This window comes from Streptomyces corynorhini, from assembly GCF_003346515.1.
In the GTDB taxonomy this organism is placed as follows: domain Bacteria; phylum Actinomycetota; class Actinomycetes; order Streptomycetales; family Streptomycetaceae; genus Streptomyces; species Streptomyces corynorhini.
In genome coordinates this window covers 1-19,148 of sequence record NZ_QQNA01000076.1, presented here as the reverse complement: position 1 = coordinate 19,148, position 19,148 = coordinate 1, and the positions used below count along the sequence as shown (strand labels likewise).

The window sequence follows — 19,148 nt, the reverse complement described above, 5'->3', positions numbered from 1 at the left end:
TGGCGCCACAGGTTGCGGACGGTCGGCTCGCTCAGCAGGTTCTCGGCCAGGCGGGTGAGTTCGTCGCGATGCGCCGTCGCCCGTCCGCTGCCGAGGGCTGTGGTCCTCGGCAGCGGACGGGCGACGGCGGTCAGGAGTGCGGGGTCGCGAGGACTGACCGGAGTACGGGCAACACGTCCGTGCCGGGCCATCAGCGGTTCCCGAACACGTCGGCGAGGTCGTCCGGGTCATACGTCCAGCCGGTCAGTGGCCGCGGTGGCGGTTTGGGGCGCGTGTAGTGCTCGTGGACCTTGGTGATGACCTCGTCGATCCTGGGCCGCAGGTAGGTACTGGTCGTGGTGATGCGCCGGTGGCGCATCACCTGCTGGGCGTCGACCAAGGTGATGCCTGGGTCCTCGATCAGGCGCAGACACAGGGTGTGCCGCAGGTCGTGCAGTGTGATGTTCGCCCCGATCCGGGCGTTGAGCCGGTTCAGCACTGCCCGCAGGGCCGTGTAGGTCAGCGGGCGCGTCGGTCCGCGCAGGGTCCACCACACCGGCTCGTCCGGGGCGGGCCGGTGGCCGTCCTGGGCCAGCTCACCGAGGTAGAGCGCCAGCCAGGCGAAGGCTTCCGGGGAGGCCGGGCATGCTTCCTTCTCCCCGCCCAAGCCCTTGGTCTGCACGTAGATCCGGCCTCGCCCGGGTGGACGTCGCCGATCGTCATGCCCAGCATCTCAGCGGCCCGCGCGCCGCTGGACAAGAACATGGAGAACAGCGCCCGGTTCCGGTGGCAGCCCAGCAAGGTTGACAGGCCGTGATCAGCCGAAGCCACCTTCGAATCGAAGGCGCCTGTGACCAGCAGAACGGCGAAGGCCCTCGGACGCCTCCCCAGGTCGGAAGTCCCTCGTTTTTGAAGCCGCCAGAGTTCGGCCGAGATACCCGTCAAAGCAGCAACGCCCGCAGGGCGGTGGCGTGCGCCGCTCGTGGCGCAGCTCCTTGTGGAGGTTGACCGGGGCGGGGTGGCGGCTCTGCTTCCACCGGGCGCCCCGGTTCCTCGGCGAACTGTTGGCCGAGGTCTGCGTGTCTGGGGCGGGGAACGGAGTACGGGATATGGGATACGGGATACGGGGGCGAGCCGGGCGCTCGCCCCCGTATCGGATCACTTCGCCGGGCAGAGCGTGTCTTTGGCAGGCATCTCGCCCGTGACGAGGTAGCGCGTGGTGGTGTTCAGAGCACACGGGTTGCCGCTCAGCACGTAGGAGCCGTGCCCGCTGTCGTCGACGCTGAGCAGCCGCGACCGGTCGGTGAACTTCTGCCGCAGCATCTTCCCGCCGATGTGGGGAGTGGGCACATCGCGCAGGTTCTGGACGAGCAGGATGTTGCGCGGCCCGTCGTCGTCGACCGGGACGGGCGGCTCGGCCGGGGCGTACGGCCAAAAGGCGCAGGGGGTGATGTTGGCGGTGGCCGCGCCGAACAGCGGGTAGCGCTCACGGTCCTCGGCGACGCTGCTGCGGTAGGCGCCGATCTTCTCGGGCCACTCGACGTCGTTGCAGGTGACGGCGAGGAAGACCGCCAGGGAGTTGTCCGGCCCGGCAGGTGTGTCCGCGGTCGCCTCCGGTGTCCGCGCCGTACGGACGGCCGGGGCGTCGCCACTCCTCAGCGCCTGGAACTGCTGGGCCAGTTGGGGGTAGCGGAGTTCCTTGAACAGGTACGCGAAGGTGAGTTGCCGCAACAGGGCGCCGTCGATGCCCGCCACCGGAGCCTCGTCGAGGCGCGCGGCAAGAGCGAGGTAGGTGCGCCGCACCTCGGCGGAGGTGCGGCCGAGTCCGTAGCTCTCGTGCCGGGCGGCCGCCCACCGCGCGAAGTCGGGGAATGTCTGCTCCGTCCCGAGGGCGTAGCGGCGCATCCCGTCCTGGTCGAGGTGGGTGTCGCCGATGTTGCTGTCGAGCACGATCCGGTCGGAGCGCTCGGGGAACATCGACGCGTAGGCGGCGCCCAGCGCGGTGCCGTAGGAGTATCCCAGGAAGCTGGTCCTCTCCTCGCCGAGCGCCGCCCGGATGCGGTCCAGGTCGCGTGCGGTGTTCGCCGTGGTCAGATAGCGCAGCACCCCCTCGTCGTCCTCGCGCGCGCACTGCTCGGCCGCCTCCCGGGCCACCTCGGCCTGGGCGGTGACCGCCGCGTCGTCGACCGCGTACGGCGGGATGTTGGCGAAGTACGGTCCTTCCGGGGTGAATCCGCAGCCGACCGGGGCCGAGCGTCCGATGCCGCGGGTGTCCATGCCGATCAGGTCGTAGCTGTCCAGGACGCTCGTGGGAATGCCCTGGGACACGAGGAACGCGGGCTGTGTCAGCCCGGACCCGCCGGGCCCGCCCGGGTTGAGCATGAGTGTGCCGCGCCGCTTGTCGGGCTTCGTACTGGCCAGCCGGGAGATCATGAGATCGATCTCGGCGCTGTCGGAGACGGCGTAGTCCACCGGTACGGTGACGGTGGCGCACTCCAGCACGGTGGGGGCCGCCCCCGCGACCACGTCCTCGGGGCAGTCGCCCCACCGCACGGGCGAGGGCCCAGCTCCCTCCGCGACGGCCGGTCCCGTGACGAGCGATCCGCTCAGGCCGAGACTGAGGGCGACCGCCAGGGCCGTGCTCCGCCGGATACCGCGCTGTCCAGTCATGTCCGCTCTCCCAGGTGCATACCGGTGCTGTGGCCTACAGTTGCTCCCATCGAATTCCGTGCCCCGAGGGCATGGTCAAGTCCGGGGCCCTGGCGAGGGCCGGATGTCGACCGGGCCGCGCGGGGCGGGGGAGTGAACGGGTCCTCCCTCCGGGACGGCCTCGCCGATGGCGCCTCGCCGGTGCCGTCGAAGTACGGACATCCGGAGAGGGCCTGCTGTGGCGTGGAGCACGAGTCAACTGGCCGAACTCGCCGGCACGACACTCAAGACCGTCCGGCACTACCACAAGCTGGGGCTGCTGGAGGAACCCGCACGGTCGGCCAACGGCTACAAGCGGTACGGCGTGACCCACCTGGTCCGCGTGATGAGCATCCGCCGGCTGACCGACCTGGGTGTGCCGCTGGCCGACATCCCCTCGATGGAAGCCGCCGAAGGCAGGCCGGAGCAGATCTTGCGTGCCCTGGACGCCGAGCTGGCGGCGGACATCGACCGCCGGCAGCGGATGCGCCGTGAGATCGCGGCGGTCCTGGATGAGGGGGTTTCGCTCGGCCTGCCCGCGGACTTCGGGGCCGCCGCGGCCGACCTGCCACGAGCCGAGCAGTCGCTGCTGCTGGCGTATTCGAGCATTCTCACGCCGACGGCCATGGCGCTCATCAAGGAGCAGTACTCCCGGCCCCGGGACGATGTCGCCGAAGAGTTCCAGAACCTCCCCGCCGACGCCCCCGAGGACGCGCGCCGCCGGCTGGCGCGCTGTCTGGTGGCTGGGGCCCGGGCGCAGCAGGAGGCCCACCCCTTCATCAAGGACCTGGACGCCGCCTCCCGCCGGGACGGCGCGCTCGCCCGGTCGGTCGTCGCGCAGGCCTTGGTCGAGTTCTACAACGAAGCTCAGCTCGATGTCCTGCGCCGTCTCCACGCCCTGCTCGAAGCGGAGGACCCCGACGCGCCCTGACGGCGGGCGCCGCCAACCCCGGTCTTCCGGGGCGCGTTCCCCGCCGAGCGCGAAACACGTTGCCTTGCCTTCGTCTGGCCGGGAACGTCTCGCCTGGATGGTGAAGAACGCGTTGGACGGTGGGCGTGCGTGGTTCACCCACGAGGGAAGGGCCCATGTCGCCGACGGAGGTCCACTCCCGCAGTGGTAGAGGCCGGACGTTCTGACGCGCGCTGACACTGCCCGAAGGCGCCGCGGCTTCTTCTTCGCCTTCCGGTCAAAGCCGTTCTTCCGGCGGGCTCGATCGCGGTCCGCAGCACGGCCTGGGTCGAGGCGGCCCCGGACTCTCGCTACGGCTGGACACGCCGGACGGCTGCGAACAGCGCCGCCAGGGCCCGCGCGCTGTTCGCAGCCTTCGCAGCGGGCCGGGCCACCGCCGCCACCGGAGCACACCGGCACCAACGAACCAACAGCTGGTGTGCGAAGTGCTGAGGACGTCACTCTCCCGGCGCAGCACGGAGAGGCACTGCTCGTCGCTTGGCGTGGTGATGGAGGGGGGCGGCGCCGTGTTTCGGTCCGACGCGTGGCCCGCTGTCTCCGTAACCGCCGTGACCGCTCTCTGCGTCCGGCTGCCGAGTGCCATCGAAGGGAACCACCAGCATGAGCGACATATCCCGGCGCAGGCTCGCCCGTGTCACAGCCTCAGTTCCGCTCTCGCGCTCGCGGGTCTGGCGACCGGCGGTCTCGCCCTCGCGGAAGGGGCCGGGGACACCTCCGACGCCCAGGGGTTCGGGCCGAACCCCACCGGCAGCCGCACTGTCCAGCCGCTGAAGAACGAGTGCACCACCGGAGCGCCGCAGGACCTGTGCCGCAACATCGGTGTCACCGACGGCTGGTACGAGGGGAAAACGATCAAGTTCCTCTACACCCAGAACGTCTACTGCGACCCCTCGGTCGCGTCCGGTGCGCCGAGCAAGTGCGAGGCGGGCGACAAGTACCAGCAGGTGCCGCCGGGGACCACCTCGGACAAGTTCACCGACCCGCTCTACATCCCGGTTCCGCTGTTCAAGCCGGCGCCCAAGAGACCCTCCAGTGCCCCGCGAACGTGCCCTGCGTGGACCACCCCACCACCATCGATCTCTCCCGTCTCGCCGCGGCGCTGAAGATGCCCGCCTCCGCGCTGAAGAACACCGAACTGCCCGGCCACGACCACATCATCACCGACCGGAACAACAACCGGCCCGAGCGGTGGCCCGTCTACGTGGTGGCCGTCACCGACCCGGGCTCGTTCGCCGAGATCCAGGCGGGCAAGAGCTTCGACACCGTCAAGAAGCTCGCCGCGAACCCCAGCTCCGGCGTCAGCCAGCCCATCCCCACCGACACCTTCCCCTGGTTCCAGACCCTCCCGGGGACCAACGGCGGCGGCCCCGCGCGCAGCGACACCCCGTCCGGGGGCGTCGCGGCCGGCAGCGGCGGAACACAGAACCTGCGCGGCACCGTGCTGATGACCGCCGCCGGCGTGCTCACCGTGGGCAGCGTCGGGGCCCTCGTCGTCAGCCGCCGCAAGAACGCCGCCGCCCGAGCCTGATTCCTCGGTCCGGCGGACATGAAGACGACGGGCCACCGTGGCATCTGGACCGCGGTGGCCGCGACCTGCGCCATGGCCGCGGCGCTGACGACCGGTCTCGCCCTGGCCGACCACACGGCCCCGCCACCGGCCCCCACGGTCGCCGGGACACCCCCCGGCGCGCCCCGGGACCAGCCGGTCACCCGCAAGGCGCGCCCCGCGCTGCCCCGCTCCGTGCCCACGCGCGTGAGCATCCCCGTCCTCGGTCTCGCAGCCGAACTGCAGCCCGCCGCTCTCGCCGGCCGGGGCGAGCTTCCCCTCCCCGACGATCCCGCCCGTGCGAGCTGGCTCGACTCGTCCGCGGCCCCCGGCGAGAGAGGAACGGCCGTCCTCGCCGGACATGTCGACACCGCCCACGGGCCCGCCGCCTTCTACCAGCTCTCCGGGGCCGCCCCCGGCCCCAGCCTCCGGCTGATCACCTGCACCGGCTGGGACGCGAAACGCAAAACCTACAGAGACAACGGCGTCGTCTACGCCCCCTCCACCACACCTCACACTCCAGCCCAGCCCAGCACAGCCCAGCACAACACTGAAGCCACTGAAACCCGGCGCCCCCCCGCAGGAACAGAGGGCGCAGGGGCGGGCCGGTCCCTCACCCACGACACGGACCTCTACGAGGACCACAACACCGTCGAGCGCATGATCAACCAACTGAAAGCTGGCGAGGTATCGCCACCGGCCAAGTAGTCGACGCCGGAAATCCTTCGGGAGTTGACTCCCACTATTGTTGTGTGTGAAGTCCGGTCAGATCCCGGGGTAGAGGCCGCAGCGCGGTCTGGGGATCTTCCGGGCGCCGCCGAGACCGGCGGTCGCCCCTCTCACCAACGGTCATTTGTGAGAGGGGCGGAGCGTCGCGGGAGGTGAAAGCTCGGGCAGGACTCTCCCGATGAGGTGTCAGGAGGTCGCGATCGGCCCCGGACCGGCCGTGGGTGGCTTCACTTCCGCGCGACCGCGCACGGAGGTCGCTCCGATGTCGTCGGGCTGAAGGAGCCCGGTGAGTACGCGGGTGACGATGCGGTCCAGGAGCGATTCCGGCGAATCCTCGGCCCCGGGCGGCTGCCCGATCAGAGCGGAGGCGAGGTGCGGGTGATGGCCCGCCATGGCGACCTGGGTGAGATATTCCGCCTGGGCCTGCTGCCACTGCGGGATCGTCTGCCCAGCGAGGCGCTGGGTCACCTCGGCGCGGGTCACAGTGGAGACGACGGCATTGAGGATCGCGATGGCCTCCAGCTTGGTCCGGGGACTGACGTCGAGGTCGGCGAGCGCGGCCAGGGCGTGCTCCAGGTAGGTGACCGCGCGCGGCCCCACCGGGGTCCTCGTCGCGGTCGCGTCGAGCAGCCATGGGTGCGCGAGGTAGACGCTCCTGCTCTGCCGGGCCAGGGTGAGCAGGTCGTCCAGCCAGTGTCCGGAGCCGAGTGCGGCGTAGGAGATCTCGGCGTTGACCTGGTCGATCATCAGTTCCAGCAGTTCGTCGCGGGTGGCCACGTAACGGTAGAGGGATGCCGGCCCGGCCCCGAGAGCGACCGCCACGGCCCGCATGGTGACGGCGGGCAGGCCGTCCGCGTCGGCCAGGGCGATCCCGGCGGCGGCGATGCGGTCGCGGTCGAACGTGGGCGTCGGGCCGCGTCCGGCGCGTTCGGGGCGCAGCCAGATGCTGTGGGCGGACGGCTCGGTCATGACCCCTCCTGTTCTGCGAACGACGTATGCAGTACCTTAGGCCATATGAACTGCGAACATGGATCGCAGTAAAGGAAAGGGAGCCGACATGCCCCAGATGCGGCCGCAGCAGGAGTGGATGCCGACCCGGTACGCGCACAACGGCGACGTGCGGGTGGCCTTCGACCAACTGAATGGCTCCGAAGGCGAACCGCTGCTGCTCATCATGGGCTTGGCCACCGCCCGGTTCTGGTGGCCGGCCGGGCTGTGCCAGGCCTTCGCCGACGCCGGGTTCGCCGTGGCCCGCTACGACCAGCGCGACGCCGGCCAGTCGACCCGGATGCCGGACGTCGCCACCACCAACCCCTTCAAGGCCCTGTTCGCCAAGCGCGGGGACGCCTACACCTCCGAGGACATGACCGACGACGCCATCGCCGTGATGGACGAAATCGGCTGGGAGCGAGCCCACGTCTTCGGACACTCCCTGGGCGGCGCGATCGCCCAGCGGATCGCGCTGAGACACCCCGACCGGGTGCTCAGCGTCACCTCCTCGGCGGCCCTGCCCAGCGACGTCTCCGGGCCGGGGGTCCTGCGCTACCTGCGGTTCGGCCTGCTCGCCAAGCTCGCCCGGAGCAAGTTCCCCGAGGGCCAGGAAGGCGACATCGAGGCCGCCCTCACCGTATGGCGCGGCATCGCCTCTCCCGGCTACCCCTTCGACGAAGGCGCGGCCCGCGCCTGGGTCGAGGCCGCCGTGGACAGCGGCCCGCGCGACAACAAGGCGCAGAGCCGCCAGATCGGCGCCCAGTGGCACGGACCCGGACTCAAGGAACTGCGCCGGCCCACCCTGGTCCTGCACGGCGAGCAGGACCCCATCCTGCGTGTCAGCGCGGGCCGCGCCACCGCCCGAGCCATCGACGGCGCCCGCCTGGTGACCTACCCGGGTGTCGGCCACGACCTCCCCGCCGCCCTGTGGACCGACATCGCCTGCCAGGTCAGCGAATTGGCGGCCCGTCAGCGGCGGTCAGGCGGTGCGGGCATGTTCGGTCAGCCGCTGAGCGAGTGACGGCCGGGCGCACTCGGGCGGCGTGGGTACGGTGGCCATCCTGCCGGATCGTCAAGGCCCCGGACACCGCAGGACGCCCCCCCGTCGTGATCTGCTTCTCCCGGTCGGCCCGTCTGCCACGCCCGTGGCCCTGGCCTGCCCGATCGTTGCGACCACCGCCGAGCGCAAGCGGTTGAGGAAGATGGCCTACGGCCACGGAATGATCGGAATGCTCTGGCCGATCCGCGGCGCCGCCATCGACGCAGTCCTGGACGGCACCGAGAAGATCACCAAGAAGGCACTTGACGCGGTCGACGCCGACTCGACCTCCCATCGAACCAGCAAGATCCACTGGCGAGAACTCTCCGCGTCTCCGAACGGCGGCACCGGCGCGTCACGGTCATCCCACCACTCAAGGTTCCTCACCGCAGGTCAGAGCGGGCAGGACCGGCGGCCGTCCGCCGCCCGGTCCTGCCCGGCGGCCGTCCGCCGCCCCTCGCCATCGGCACCCCGGTCAAGGCACGACCGAGCCGAAGCGCCGGTTACTCGCCCCGGTTACTCGCCCCGGTGGACCGTGCAGTGGTCCTTCGTCTCGGCCGTGGTCTTGAGCCGGTTCACCCAGTCGACAAGGCCGGATTCCAGGGCCGCCTGGTTGCCGGGGATGTCAGCCTCGACGGGGGCGCCCGCCCAGGACTCCTCGGTGGTGGCGAGCACGCCGCCCTTGACCTTCTCGAACGTCCACAGGTGTACGCCGTCGATGCCGTCGACGGGCGCCGCCCAGGCAAGGCACCGGTCCCGCTGAACATGGGTGACCGTCGAGGTGACCTCCATCCCCTGGGGGGACCACTCGAAGACCGAGCCGGGCCGCAGCGGTCCCGGCGTCTTCTTCTGGGACGGCGTGATCTCCGGGATCCAGGTGTCCCAGGCGTTGATGTCGGTGTGCAGGTTCCAGATCTTCTCTGCGGGGGCCTTGATCAGAACGCTGGCGCGGGCGATGACCGGGGCGGTCTTGTCGACGGTCGCACCCTGGCACTCCTGGAAGGCCGGAGTGCCGGATCCGGGCCGTGCTGTGTTCGCTGTCGCCAGGGACGGGGCTGAGAGAGTGGTCGCGGTGGCGATCGCGGTGACGGCCATGGTCTGCAGGACGCGGTGTCGCATGTTCATGGGGGTTGGTGCCTTCCTTGGCGATGGTGTGCTGATCGGTGAGGGGGGCGTGTGCTGGTGCGCTGACGGTCCGTCGTGGTCTGTCAGGGGGCGAGACGGCGGCGTTCAAGGTGGGCAGCGACGGCGTGGGCACCGCCGCCGGCAAAGGTGAGGACTCTGCTGTCGGCAAGGGGGGGGCAGCGGTGAGGGGCGTGGCGGTGGTCTCCGGGTGGGGGTGCGCGGCTGAGCCGTACGTGAGCGGGCGGCGGGGAGAGAAAACGGCTGGGTGGCACGCGGCATCACACCTCGGGGACGATGATGACCTTGCCCGCGACGGTGCGGGACTCGGCGAGTTCCAACGCCGCGACGGTCTCGGTCAGAGGGAACCGGGCGGCGATCTGCGGTACGACGGAACCGTCGGCGACCAGGCGCAGGACCTGGGCGAGGTCTTCGGTCATGCGCTGCTGCCAGCTCTTCTGGCAGCGGCGCTTGCCGGCCCAGAGGTTGTAGAAGTGGGCGCTCCTGCCGTTGGGCAGGGCGTTCCAGGCGTTGAGGCGGGCGATGAGCTTGAGGACGGGGAGCTGCGAGTTGCCCTCTTCGTCCTTGCTGGCGGCGGTGCCGTAGGAGACCAGGGTGCCGCCGCGCCGCAGGAGCTGCCAGGACTCCTCGACGCCGGGGCCGCCGACGTGATCGAAGACCGCGTCCACGCCGTCGGGAGCCAGCTCGCGGATGTGGGCGTACATGTCCGGGTCCCGGTAGTCGACGGGGGTGGCGCCCAGTTCGCGCACGGCGGCGTGGTGGCGGGGTGAGGCGCTGCCGATCACGGTGATACCGGCGCGGCGCGCCAGTTGGACGAGGGTGGAGCCGACGCCGCCGTTGGCGCCCAGCACCACGATCGTCTGCCCGGTGCGGACCTTGGCCACGCGGTACAGCATCTGCCAGGCGGTAATGCCATTGACGGCCACCGCCTCTGCGTCGGCCGGGTCGACCTCGTCGGGTATGGCCATCAGGTCGGCGGCGTCGATCAGCAGCTGGCTGGCCCAGGCGCCGACCTTGGTGATCGCCGCGAACCGGCGTCCGATGAGGGCGGCGTCGACCTGCTCACCCGTCGCGACAACCGTGCCGGCCAGGTCGTAGCCGGGCACGAACGGGAACGGTGGCTGGTCGTAGTACTTGCCGCGGCGCATCTGCTGTTCGGCGAAACAGACCCCGGTCGCCTCCATCCGCAGGACGACCTGGTCCTTGCCCGGGGCGGGCAGGTCGCGGGTCTGCGTCTGCAGGCCCTCGGGCCGGACCTTGCCAGGCAGGACGATCTCGGTCGCGGTGCTGGTGGCGGTACTGCTCATGGCGGACTCCTGTTGGGTTTCTACTGTGCACTTACGATCGTAAGGCTACGGGTGTTACGTCGATCATCGCAAGACCTTGCGGCGATAAACTTACGCATGCAAGTCAAAGCGGGGGATGAAAGGGGCGCGCCAGGTGGATTCGGTCGAGCCTGTCCTCGGAGATCGCGCATCGGGGCGCGCGGTGCGCAGCGCCCTGAGTTCCGTTGTGGCCCATACAGTCCAGAACCAGTACGCTGAGCGGATGGGCCGGCCTCGTGAGTTCGACGAAGATCACGTGCTTTTCGCTGTCCGCGACGAGTTCTGGGACAAGGGCTACGCGGCGACGTCGATGGATGACCTGCTGCGCGTGAGCGGGCTGGGCAAGGGCAGCCTTTACGGGGCGTTCGGGGACAAGCGCAGTCTGTTCCTTCGGGTGCTGCGTGACTACGACGACGCGAACCTGCTGGCACTGCGCGAGCGTCTGGTTTCCGCGGCGCGGGGGATCGACGTGGTGCGCGAGTTCGTCCTCGGCCTGGCCGGTGACCCGACCGGGGCGGTGGCGCGGCGGGGCTGCCTGCTGGCCAACAGCAACGCCGAGCTTGCCGCCAGCACCCCGGACGTCGCCGCCGAGGCCCGCCGCAGCTACGACGCGATCACGGCCGTCCTCACCGCGGCACTGGAGCGCGCCCGGACCGAAGGCGACCTCGATCCCGACGCCGATCCCTTCGAGACCGCCCGTGCGGCCCTCGTTGCACAGCTCGGCCTCATGGCCTTGGGGCGCACCGGCATGGACATCGGCACGCTGACCTCGATGGCTCATTCCACCCTGGCGCGGCTGCTGCCCACCCGGACGCAGTAGCGGCACCGTACCGGCCGACCCGTACCGCCACCGCACACGACCGCCCCGGGACCCGCGCGGTGCACGCTTTCCGAGTCGCGCGCCGCTGCCTCTGGGGGGAGGGGTGCGGTGCGTCGGCCGGGCTTCTGTGTGCTGACGGTCGTCGGGTGGCCGATCCGTGGCCGGTATCCGGCCGGACGCCGGGCGCGGGGAATCCGTGCCACGGCCCATCAGAGCGCTGACGCCCAGGGGGTTCGATTTCGGTACGGACACAATCTTGACCGTGCGGTCCATATCGGGGGTATGGTTATGAACGCACCAGTCCATAATTCGAAGGAGGGCGGCATGGCCGTCTTGGAAGACAAGGTCACCGTGGTCACCGGTGGCAGCACCGGCATCGGGTTCGCGACCGCGCGCGCATTCCTCGACGCGGGCGCCACGGTGTTCATCACCGGCCGCCGCAAGGAGGCGCTCGACGCCGCGGCCTCCGAGCTCGGGTCCGGCGTGATCGGTGTGGTCTGCGATGTTTCGGTGCCGTCCGAACTCGACGCGTTCTACAGCACCGTGCGCGACCGGGCCGGACGTATCGACGTGCTGGTCGCCAACGCCGGCATCGGCACCGCGGCTCCGTTCGGCGAGGTGACGGAGGAGCTGATCGACTCGATGTTCGCCACCAACGTCAAGGGAACCATCTTCACTCTCCAGCAGGCGCTACCGCTGCTCAGCAAAAACGCTTCGGTGATCCTTACGGGTTCGACCGCCTCGACCCGGCCCAACCAGGGACTTGAGGTCTACGCGGCTTCGAAGGCCGCAGTCCGTACCCTCGCCCGGGGCTGGGCCCTCAGCGCGCGCACACACGGCTTCCGCGTCAACGTCGTATCCCCCGGCGGTACACGCACCGCGGGTCTGCTGGAACTGGTCACACCCGAGATGCTCAAGCAGGCCGAAGCCACCGTCCCCCTCGGCCGACTCGCCGAGCCCGAGGAGATCGCCGCCCTGACGACGTTCCTCGCCTCGGACGCGTCGAGCTACATCAACGGTGCCGAGTTCCACGCCGACGGCGGATACGCGCAGGTGTGAACAGTCAAGAAAGCGCCGCGCCCCGCGCACCGAACCCGACGAGGAACCTCGATCCCAGCACCGGAGCACACTGCCCGCCAGATGGCGCCGCAGGTGAAACCGGCACCCAGCCCCTCAACGCACGTCGACCCGGCGACAGCCGCTCACACCAAGGAGAACACCCCATGGCGCCGCCCGTCACCGAACGTCATCAGATCCCCGAAGCTCCGCCCTCAAGCTTGGGAAACAGGTTCTGACCTTGTTCCTTTTTCTTCCGGCCTCGAACGGTGTCTCGCACAGGGTCGCTCACCCGGAGGTCCGCCGGACGTAGGGGCGGCCTTCGTCTTGGTCATGTGCCCCGACCAAGGTGCACGTGACCAGGACGAAGGCGCGAGGGCGAGTCTGCTGCCTGATGCTCTCCGGAGGGAAGCGTTCGCCGAAGCGTCACGCTTCCGGGTCGAGTTCTACGCATGTCTGACCGCCCGGCGTGACGAGTAGTTCGAACTCGCCGACGCGGTGGTGTGCGCGGACATGCTCACGATCTCCGCCTGTAGGTCGGCGAGTTACTGGGCAAGGACCCGCCCAGTGTGAGCTGCGGGTGGTCCAGGCGGCCGCCGCAGAGTTGTGCGGCTCGTTGTGTGCGGCGGGCGCCGTGGTCGAGGGATGCTCGGCACTGGGCCGGGTGCAGTCCGGCGATGGTCGGGCGGGGATGGTCGGGCGGGGAATGAGTTGTCCGACTCCGTGGTCGGCGATGGATCGCCGGCAGGCCGGGCAGAGGTGTTCGAGGAAGCGTTGGTGGTGCGGGCAGGCGAAGACGACGGGTAGCCGCCACTCAATCTGCCAGGGTTCGCGGTGGTCCGTCTGCGGCGTGGTGCCGTCGCCGGCGAGGCAGTCGGGGCAGTAGCGGGCGGTCGTGGGGAAGAGCCAGTCCGGGGAGGGGATGCGTTTGCCTGCGCGGACGACGTCGAGGCTGTGGAGGACGGGCGGGTAGCGGGGTGCGAGCGGCAGCAGGGTCAGGGCTGTGACCTCGGCTGCGGTGAGCCGGGCGGCGCTTTGGAAGTCGCGCATCTGCTGTGCGGGCAGTTCGAGGGAGAGGGCTGTGCGGGTGATGGCCTGGGTGTTGGCCATGTAGTCGGCCAGGCCGGTGCGGCGCAGGACGGTGTCCGGGGCGACGCCGAGACGGTGGGCGAGGCGCATCACGTAGCAGGCCAGCAGTTCGCCGGGCAGGGGGTCCAGGCTCCGGGGCAGGGGCGTGATCACCGGGCGCCTGCCATGGCGGTGCCGAGGGGGCCGCGGTCGTCGAGGACGGTGTTGCGGCCGCGGCGCCTTGGCCGGGATGCGGGCTTGTTGGGGACGGCGGGGACTTCGCCGGCATCGGCGTCGCGCCGCCCAGTGTCGTGCAGGTCGATGGTGACGTTCTTGAGGAGGTTCTCGGTCAGCTGTTCTTCGCCGGAGTCGATGGCTTCGCGGCAGCCGTCCTCGATCAATCTCTCCAGGAGACCGATGACGCCGTTCGTGCGGTCGAAGAGGTACTCGGGCATCCCGCCCTCGGTGAGCATGTCGGGGCGGGCGTTCAGCAGCCGCAGGTTCTCCTCGATGCCGTGCAGATGGTCGATCCATGCGGTGATCTGCGGTGCGGTGTTGTAGTGGAAGCGGTCCGGTTCGATCAGGTCGAAGTGCCGTTCGGCCTGTGTGGCCTCCAGGCCGTACGCATTGGCGTGCTGGGAGGGCGGGAGCTGCCACTGACCGCCGGCCGGGTCGTGGCGGCCCTCGCGCAGAAGTCTGGAGCCGGGGATGTCGACGCCGACGAGGACCAGGGTGGCGTTCATGCTCATGAAGGCGCGGATCAGGCGAGGGTGTCCTGGTCGTCGGCGCGGTGCAGGCGAAGCCGCGTGATGTCGTCCAGGATCAGGACCCTGGTGCCGTGCTCCCGCAGGGACGCGGCGACCTGGCGGTTCAGGTCGGGCAGGTCCGTGCGCCGGCCGATCGGAGCTCCGAAGAAGTCCAGGATCGCCTTGCAGGTGCTCTTCGGTTTCGCGGTCACCGGGGTCTGGGCGTAGGCGACCGGGACGTGCAGGTCGCGGCTGCCCGGGTGGGCGTCGGGATTAAGGTGATCGTGGAGGGCGAGCCACCGTTCCTGGAAGGCGGCGGCGATCTCGCAGACGCATTCGGTCTTGCCCTGGTAGCCGCCGCCGGAGCCCATCACCCCGGCCCGGGTGGTGGGCTTCATCTTCAGCGCGTTGTTCTCGATACGGCCGGTCAGGAGTTTCTCCACCACCAGGCTCATCGGGGTGTCCAGCAGCGGCAGGTTCGCGTGGGTGGCCGTGCGGCGCAGGTTGTGCAGCATCTTCTTGCGCCGGTTCAGCAGCCGGAACGTGGCGCGGTCCATCACCGGGGCCGGGGCGAACGAGTCGCGGGTGCGGCACCAGTGCTGCCAGCCGGCCAGGGTGTCGCGAGCCAGGGCCGGGCCGGACAGGACAAAGGGCAGCGTCTCCTCGCCGTTGGTCACGGCTGTTCCTCCTGTACCGGTCCGGAATCAAGGGCGTCGTCGGCGTCGGGAAGCGCGAACAGCGAACGCCCGCGCAGGCCCTCGCCGAGACGGGACGGCGCAGCGGGCGGGGCATCCACTGCTTGCTCGCGACGGCGGCGGCGTTCCGCGTCGACGGCCAGTCGGCTCTGGCGGGCGAGTTCGGTCGGCCGCGGTGCGGCAGGCAGCGCCGCAGCCCCGGTGCGGTCGCGTTCGGCCGCCCGGCCGCGGGCGACCTCGCGGGCCCGCTCAGCCCCCTCAGCCCCCTCAGCCTTGGTCATCTGACTCGGCCAGGAACCGATCGGGCTGCGGGCACCGGCCAAGTCGAGCGGGGCAGAGAGGAGTTCGATGCCGCTGCGGGGCGTCAGCCCGGCCCGGGCGGCCTCGCGCAGCACCTGCTGCACTCGCGGCGTCGGAGAAGGCGAGGACGTCCTCGCCGACGGGCAGCCTGTTCCAAGGCAGTGCGTGCCACTGGCTGGCGAGCTGGATGAACACCTGACGGCAGTCGCGAGGATCGCGTTGCACCACCCACTTGCCCCGGTGACGGCCACTGCGGGGTGAGGGAGGCGAGCCGAGCTCACCGAGAACGGGGTGGTCGCCGCCGTACCAAAGTCCGCCGATCTCCACCACGCGACGGCCGTGAAGCTTCACGAAGTGGGCGGGCAGAAGGTAGTGGTAGAGGTCCGGATCCGGGATCTGCAGAGCGATCCCGTCGCGGGCCGCCGCCATCGCGAACAGGGTGTTCGAGCTGTGCCGCCCGCCCGGGTCCCAGGCCGCGCATACTGGTCCAGCCTGCGGTTTTGCCAGATCCCCACGTTCCAGGTGGCCAGCAGATGTTCCGCCTCGTCCACCGTCCAGACCGTGTCGTCTTCCGGATCGGTGCCCCGGTCCGCGACGTCGACGCCCCGGTAGCCGAGCAACAGCTCCAGCAGCAACGACTGGATTCCCAAGAACGTCCGTTCGCAGGCCGCCTTGCCCTGAGGACGCATCGCCCTCGCCGGCAGCACCACCGCCCCCAACCTGCGGGCGACCTGCACCAGGTGGTGGTTCTTGTAGACACTGCCGTGATCGCTGGTCACCGTCTCCGGCGCGAAGAAGGGCCGCCCCGCGACCGGATGGCCGGCGAACTCGGCCTCCAGTGCGGACGGGACGCCGGGGTAGTGCCATTCCATGTCCGGCGTCCAGCCCGGACGCATCGGAGGCGGCAGCATCACGTCCCGCAGCAGCATGGCCACCTCGATCGACGAGCCCGATCCCGGCGTGAGCCGGAACGCGACCAGTGAGTGCGTGAACGCGTCGAGCGCGAGGGTGAGGGTGAGGGTGAGGTCCACGGTGATCGGCTCGCCGAACACGTCATCGCGCAGCTTCACCGGGAACGGCGTGGTGTCCAGCACCACCACCTGGCCGGTACGGGTGATCGTCACGGTGCAGCCGCCGGTCTCGACCGCCGCTGACGAGCGGAGATAGCGCTGACGAGCACCTTCGGGTCCGAACCGCTCCTTCCAGACCTTCAACAACGCCGTGAAGTGCGGGATCTCCTTCTCCGCCTGCATGCCGAACTTCTCGCGCACAAACTGGTGGATCATCCGTTCCTTGGTATTCATCCCGACCCGGGAACGGTGCAGACACTCCGCGTGGACCGAGTGGATCGCCTCCGTGATCTGAGGAGTGTCCTTGCGGTGCCCCCGCAGCACCGGGGTGAGGCGGCCGTCGGCCAGCCCCATGACTCTGTGCTCGGCCCAGGCGGCTGCCCACCGCCGCAGCGTGTGCTCGCTGACCTTCCTCAGTCCCAGCTGGCGGGCGTCGTCCGGATGCAGGGCCGTCCACGAGCGGCGCCGGGCGGGCCGAGAGCGGGTGTGTGAACCGGCTAACTGCCACGAGCCACGCCGCTACCGCGGGAGATGCCGGATGAGCAGCTGTTCCGCCGAGACCTCTGCTGCTCCGCCGCCGCGCCTGCCCTGTCAGCTCCCCGAACCAGGAGGAGAGATGTCATGAACGCCGAGGATTCGGGCGGGGCCCGACACGAACTGCGCGTCAATGTGCCGGATGACGTCTACGAGCAGCTGCACCCCGCACCCCGGGGGCCGTTCTCCCCCTGGCGGGAACAGGCCGGTCCACGCGCGGATCATCGCGGCATCGGATGTGCTCGTCCGGTCACCGCATGCTGCCCACCCGTACCTTGCGCCAGTGGCTCCCCGCCACTTAACCAAGGAAGTTGACGATCTCACGCCAGAAGAGGGGCTCCCGTGCACGATCACGAGAAGGCCGGCTCCCACACCGGGGCGGGCAACAGCCGTGTGCCCGCCAGTCGGCCCGCATCCGCCCCGCCCGCGCAGCATGGCCTGCTCGGCCTGCAGACCGCTGCGGGCAACGCCGCGGTCATCCAGATGCTCCGCGGCGCCGACCACCCCTGGGCCCGGGACCAGCACGAGCACGGCGCCGGCTGCGGCCATCAGGAGAACCACCAGGAGATCACGGCCTCGCCCGCACCGGTGCAGCGCTCTGCCGTCCACGACGTGCTCCGCAGCGCCGGAAAGCCCCTCGGCGAGCCAGTGCGCCAGGAAATGGAAGCGCGGCTCGGCGCGGACTTCTCCGACGTGCGCGTCCACGACGACAACGCCGCCCGTGCGTCGGCCGCCGAGGTCGGCGCCCGCGCCTACACGTCCGGCGGCCATGTCGTCATCGGCGCCGACGGTGGGGACAAGCACACCCTCGCCCATGAACTGACCCATGTCATCCAGCAGCGTCAAGGCCCTGTGGCCGGTACGGACATGGGCGACGGACTCCGCGTCTCCGACGCTTCCGACAAGTTCGAACGCGCCGCGGAGGCCAACGCGCAGCGCGTCATGCGGGCACCGTTCGATGTGCAACGCGCCGTGGAGCCACGGACTGCCCCCGCCGCCGGTGCCGCGCACGAGGGTCGCGGCGGCCCGGTCGCCGTACAGACCGCCACCGACGGGGAAAGGAATCCGCCGCCCGTACCGAACAAGCCCGACAGGATGAGGCTCGGCGGGTCCGCGGGGACCTCCAGGGCCGACCGGACCAACGCGGCCGGGCAGACGTCGGCCGCCGCGGAGCCCGCGCAGGCGCAGTCCGGCACCCCCGCGCACGGGTACACGCTCGCCGAATCGGCCAGCCTGGTCTTCTTCCGAGCCGATGGGCGCACCCCCGAGGCCATCCGGCAGGCGAACGGGATGAGGTCCCGCAACAACACGTCCGTCGCGACCGAACTCGCCATGTTCCTTGAGGACCCGATCGCCTACGCCCGTGCCCATGTCAGCAGCCCCAAGCCGACCTTGGTCTCCACGGCGCTGGACCAGGACTGCGGCGGGTACGCCAGCAACGACCGGCACCTCTACCAGATCCAGGTCAGCGGCTGGCACAGATTCGCCGCGCCGCCTGCGCGGAGCAAGATCCTGACCAAGCCGACGGTCTACGCCAACAGCACGTCCCTGGAGACCGCGACCGCGGCCGTCATCGGCCCCGTCGGCCCCACCCAGGAAATGGATTTCATCGGGGGAGTCCCTCTGGCGGCCATCACCGGCTGCCGCCGACCGGGGGAGAGCGGCTTCAGCGCGCTCTGACGCCCGCGACGGGGGGACGGTGCCTGCCCGGGGGCGGACCCGTCACGGCCCCCCGTCACCGTTCCCGTCACCGCCCCCCGTCATGCCCCGCCGCCCTCAGCAGACGGGCAGTCTCGGGACGTGCTGGTCGTCGTCGGTCCGGGCCCAGCTGACATTCGTCCAGCACACGAGGCGCCGACGCGCGAGATGGACGGTGCTTCCGGCGTCGATCGCCGCGACGGACGACGCCCGGTCCGCCTCCTTTACCAGGGGCCCGGGGCGTACGGCGATCAGCCAGACGCCGCAGCGGGTCACCGTGAGGTAGTCAGGGGGCGGGCGCGGCGTCTCCCGCAGGAACGCGGAACTGCGCCGCGCCTATCCGCGCGCGGTGGCCGAGCAGTCGCCCGCCGCGCTGCCCGGCGACAACGCGGTCGCACGGTGGCGGGCCGGTCGGGAGGCCGTCGAACGCGCCGTGCTCGACAACATCGGCAGCTTCACGCGGTGGTGACAGCCGGAGGACCCCGGTCCCGGCTCTTGACAGCCGGAGCGGCCCTCCCTAGCGTGACGCCCCATCATTACATCGATGTAAAAGCATCGTTGTGAAGAGCTGCGGAAAGGACCCTCCGTGTCTCCCAGCCCCGTCACTCCGGTCATTCCCCCCACCCCCCACCGGGCGCGCGTCGCCCCGCGCGTCGGCGTCGTCCTCGCACTGCTGGTGGGCCTGCTGTCCGTGTTCAGCGCCCCGGCCGACGCGGTGTCACCCGCACCCGTGCCCATACCCGCGCCCGCAC

General features: G+C 70.5%; 20 protein-coding genes. 8 read left to right on the top strand and 12 right to left on the bottom strand.

What is annotated here, in order from left to right:
• From DVH02_RS11165 to DVH02_RS11150, 3 genes are all read right to left on the bottom strand, one after another.
• The coding region (locus tag DVH02_RS11165; RefSeq protein ID WP_147286039.1) for a hypothetical protein at positions 1-191 on the bottom strand (191 nt) is incomplete at its 3' end.
• Entirely contained in the window at positions 191-661 is a 471-nt protein-coding gene (locus DVH02_RS11160) for a site-specific integrase (protein ID WP_114623621.1), read from the bottom strand. The genes DVH02_RS11165 and DVH02_RS11160, both read right to left, overlap by 1 nt.
• A 476-nt stretch (positions 662-1,137) precedes the next feature.
• Positions 1,138-2,649 carry an alpha/beta hydrolase gene (locus DVH02_RS11150; RefSeq protein WP_114623620.1) on the bottom strand — a complete coding sequence of 504 codons (1,512 nt, stop codon included), beginning with the start codon at positions 2,647-2,649 and terminating at the stop codon, positions 1,138-1,140.
• A 217-nt stretch (positions 2,650-2,866) separates the two neighbouring features.
• Here DVH02_RS11150 and DVH02_RS11145 point away from each other — a divergent pair, with 217 nt between their 5' ends.
• The 4 genes from DVH02_RS11145 (at position 2,867) to DVH02_RS11130 (ending at position 5,891) form a co-directional block, all read left to right on the top strand.
• On the top strand, positions 2,867-3,598 hold the full coding sequence (locus DVH02_RS11145) for a MerR family transcriptional regulator (RefSeq protein WP_233518156.1): 732 nt from the start codon (positions 2,867-2,869) through the stop codon (positions 3,596-3,598).
• A 587-nt stretch (positions 3,599-4,185) separates the two neighbouring features.
• Positions 4,186-4,740 carry a hypothetical protein gene (locus DVH02_RS11140; protein WP_147286038.1) on the top strand — a complete coding sequence of 185 codons (555 nt, stop codon included), beginning with the start codon at positions 4,186-4,188 and terminating at the stop codon, positions 4,738-4,740.
• Positions 4,692-5,165 (top strand): hypothetical protein, encoded by a 474-nt coding sequence (locus tag DVH02_RS11135; RefSeq protein WP_114623617.1) that lies wholly within the window; start codon positions 4,692-4,694, stop codon positions 5,163-5,165. The genes DVH02_RS11140 and DVH02_RS11135 overlap by 49 nt, the downstream gene beginning before the upstream one ends.
• Positions 5,166-5,183: 18 nt before the next feature.
• Positions 5,184-5,891, top strand: coding sequence for a class F sortase (locus DVH02_RS11130; protein WP_199566238.1), 708 nt, complete (start codon positions 5,184-5,186; stop codon positions 5,889-5,891).
• 207 nt (positions 5,892-6,098) lie between these two features.
• Here the strand turns inward: DVH02_RS11130 and DVH02_RS11125 are convergent, their stop codons facing one another.
• The gene (locus DVH02_RS11125; protein WP_233518155.1) at positions 6,099-6,881 is read right to left on the bottom strand and encodes a TetR/AcrR family transcriptional regulator; all 783 of its coding nucleotides are present in this window, start codon (positions 6,879-6,881) and stop codon (positions 6,099-6,101) included.
• 88 nt (positions 6,882-6,969) lie between these two features.
• Between DVH02_RS11125 and DVH02_RS11120 the strand changes: the two genes are divergently transcribed.
• Positions 6,970-7,923 (top strand): alpha/beta fold hydrolase, encoded by a 954-nt coding sequence (locus DVH02_RS11120; RefSeq protein WP_233518154.1) that lies wholly within the window; start codon positions 6,970-6,972, stop codon positions 7,921-7,923.
• A gap of 534 nt (positions 7,924-8,457) precedes the next feature.
• Here the strand turns inward: DVH02_RS11120 and DVH02_RS11110 are convergent.
• Positions 8,458-9,066, bottom strand: a complete 609-nt coding sequence (locus DVH02_RS11110) for an SRPBCC family protein (RefSeq protein WP_114623616.1) — start codon at positions 9,064-9,066, stop codon at positions 8,458-8,460.
• Between the two features lie 278 nt (positions 9,067-9,344).
• Positions 9,345-10,391: a medium chain dehydrogenase/reductase family protein gene (locus DVH02_RS11105; RefSeq protein ID WP_114623615.1), complete on the bottom strand. Its 1,047-nt coding sequence runs from the start codon at positions 10,389-10,391 to the stop codon at positions 9,345-9,347.
• 133 nt (positions 10,392-10,524) lie between these two features.
• Here DVH02_RS11105 and DVH02_RS11100 point away from each other — a divergent pair, with 133 nt between their 5' ends.
• Both DVH02_RS11100 and DVH02_RS11095 read left to right on the top strand, forming a co-directional pair.
• Positions 10,525-11,229, top strand: coding sequence for a TetR/AcrR family transcriptional regulator (locus tag DVH02_RS11100; RefSeq protein ID WP_233518153.1), 705 nt, complete (start codon positions 10,525-10,527; stop codon positions 11,227-11,229).
• 324 nt (positions 11,230-11,553) lie between these two features.
• Positions 11,554-12,288, top strand: coding sequence for an SDR family NAD(P)-dependent oxidoreductase (locus DVH02_RS11095; RefSeq protein WP_114623613.1), 735 nt, complete (start codon positions 11,554-11,556; stop codon positions 12,286-12,288).
• A 423-nt stretch (positions 12,289-12,711) separates the two neighbouring features.
• Here the strand turns inward: DVH02_RS11095 and DVH02_RS11090 are convergent, their stop codons facing one another.
• The 5 genes from DVH02_RS11090 to DVH02_RS11075 form a co-directional block, all read right to left on the bottom strand.
• A complete protein-coding gene (locus DVH02_RS11090; RefSeq protein WP_114623612.1) occupies positions 12,712-13,527 on the bottom strand; it encodes a TniQ family protein in 816 nt (271 codons plus the stop codon).
• On the bottom strand, positions 13,524-14,102 hold the full coding sequence (locus DVH02_RS36025) for a hypothetical protein (protein ID WP_233518152.1): 579 nt from the start codon (positions 14,100-14,102) through the stop codon (positions 13,524-13,526). Before DVH02_RS36025 ends, DVH02_RS11090 begins: the two co-directional genes overlap by 4 nt.
• 11 nt (positions 14,103-14,113) lie before the next feature.
• The gene (locus tag DVH02_RS36020; RefSeq protein WP_233518151.1) at positions 14,114-14,776 is read right to left on the bottom strand and encodes a TniB family NTP-binding protein; all 663 of its coding nucleotides are present in this window, start codon (positions 14,774-14,776) and stop codon (positions 14,114-14,116) included.
• Positions 14,773-15,198: a hypothetical protein gene (locus tag DVH02_RS11080; RefSeq protein ID WP_114623611.1), complete on the bottom strand. Its 426-nt coding sequence runs from the start codon at positions 15,196-15,198 to the stop codon at positions 14,773-14,775. The genes DVH02_RS36020 and DVH02_RS11080 overlap by 4 nt, the downstream gene beginning before the upstream one ends.
• Before the next feature lie 243 nt (positions 15,199-15,441).
• The gene (locus DVH02_RS11075) at positions 15,442-16,518 is read right to left on the bottom strand and encodes a DDE-type integrase/transposase/recombinase (RefSeq protein WP_114623610.1); all 1,077 of its coding nucleotides are present in this window, start codon (positions 16,516-16,518) and stop codon (positions 15,442-15,444) included.
• 522 nt (positions 16,519-17,040) lie between these two features.
• Here DVH02_RS11075 and DVH02_RS36015 point away from each other — a divergent pair.
• Positions 17,041-18,378 (top strand): eCIS core domain-containing protein, encoded by a 1,338-nt coding sequence (locus DVH02_RS36015; RefSeq protein ID WP_407697611.1) that lies wholly within the window; start codon positions 17,041-17,043, stop codon positions 18,376-18,378.
• A 96-nt stretch (positions 18,379-18,474) separates the two neighbouring features.
• Here DVH02_RS36015 and DVH02_RS11065 read toward each other — a convergent pair whose 3' ends face one another.
• Positions 18,475-18,672, bottom strand: coding sequence for a hypothetical protein (locus tag DVH02_RS11065; RefSeq protein ID WP_114623609.1), 198 nt, complete (start codon positions 18,670-18,672; stop codon positions 18,475-18,477).
• Positions 18,673-19,148: the final 476 nt, after the last annotated feature.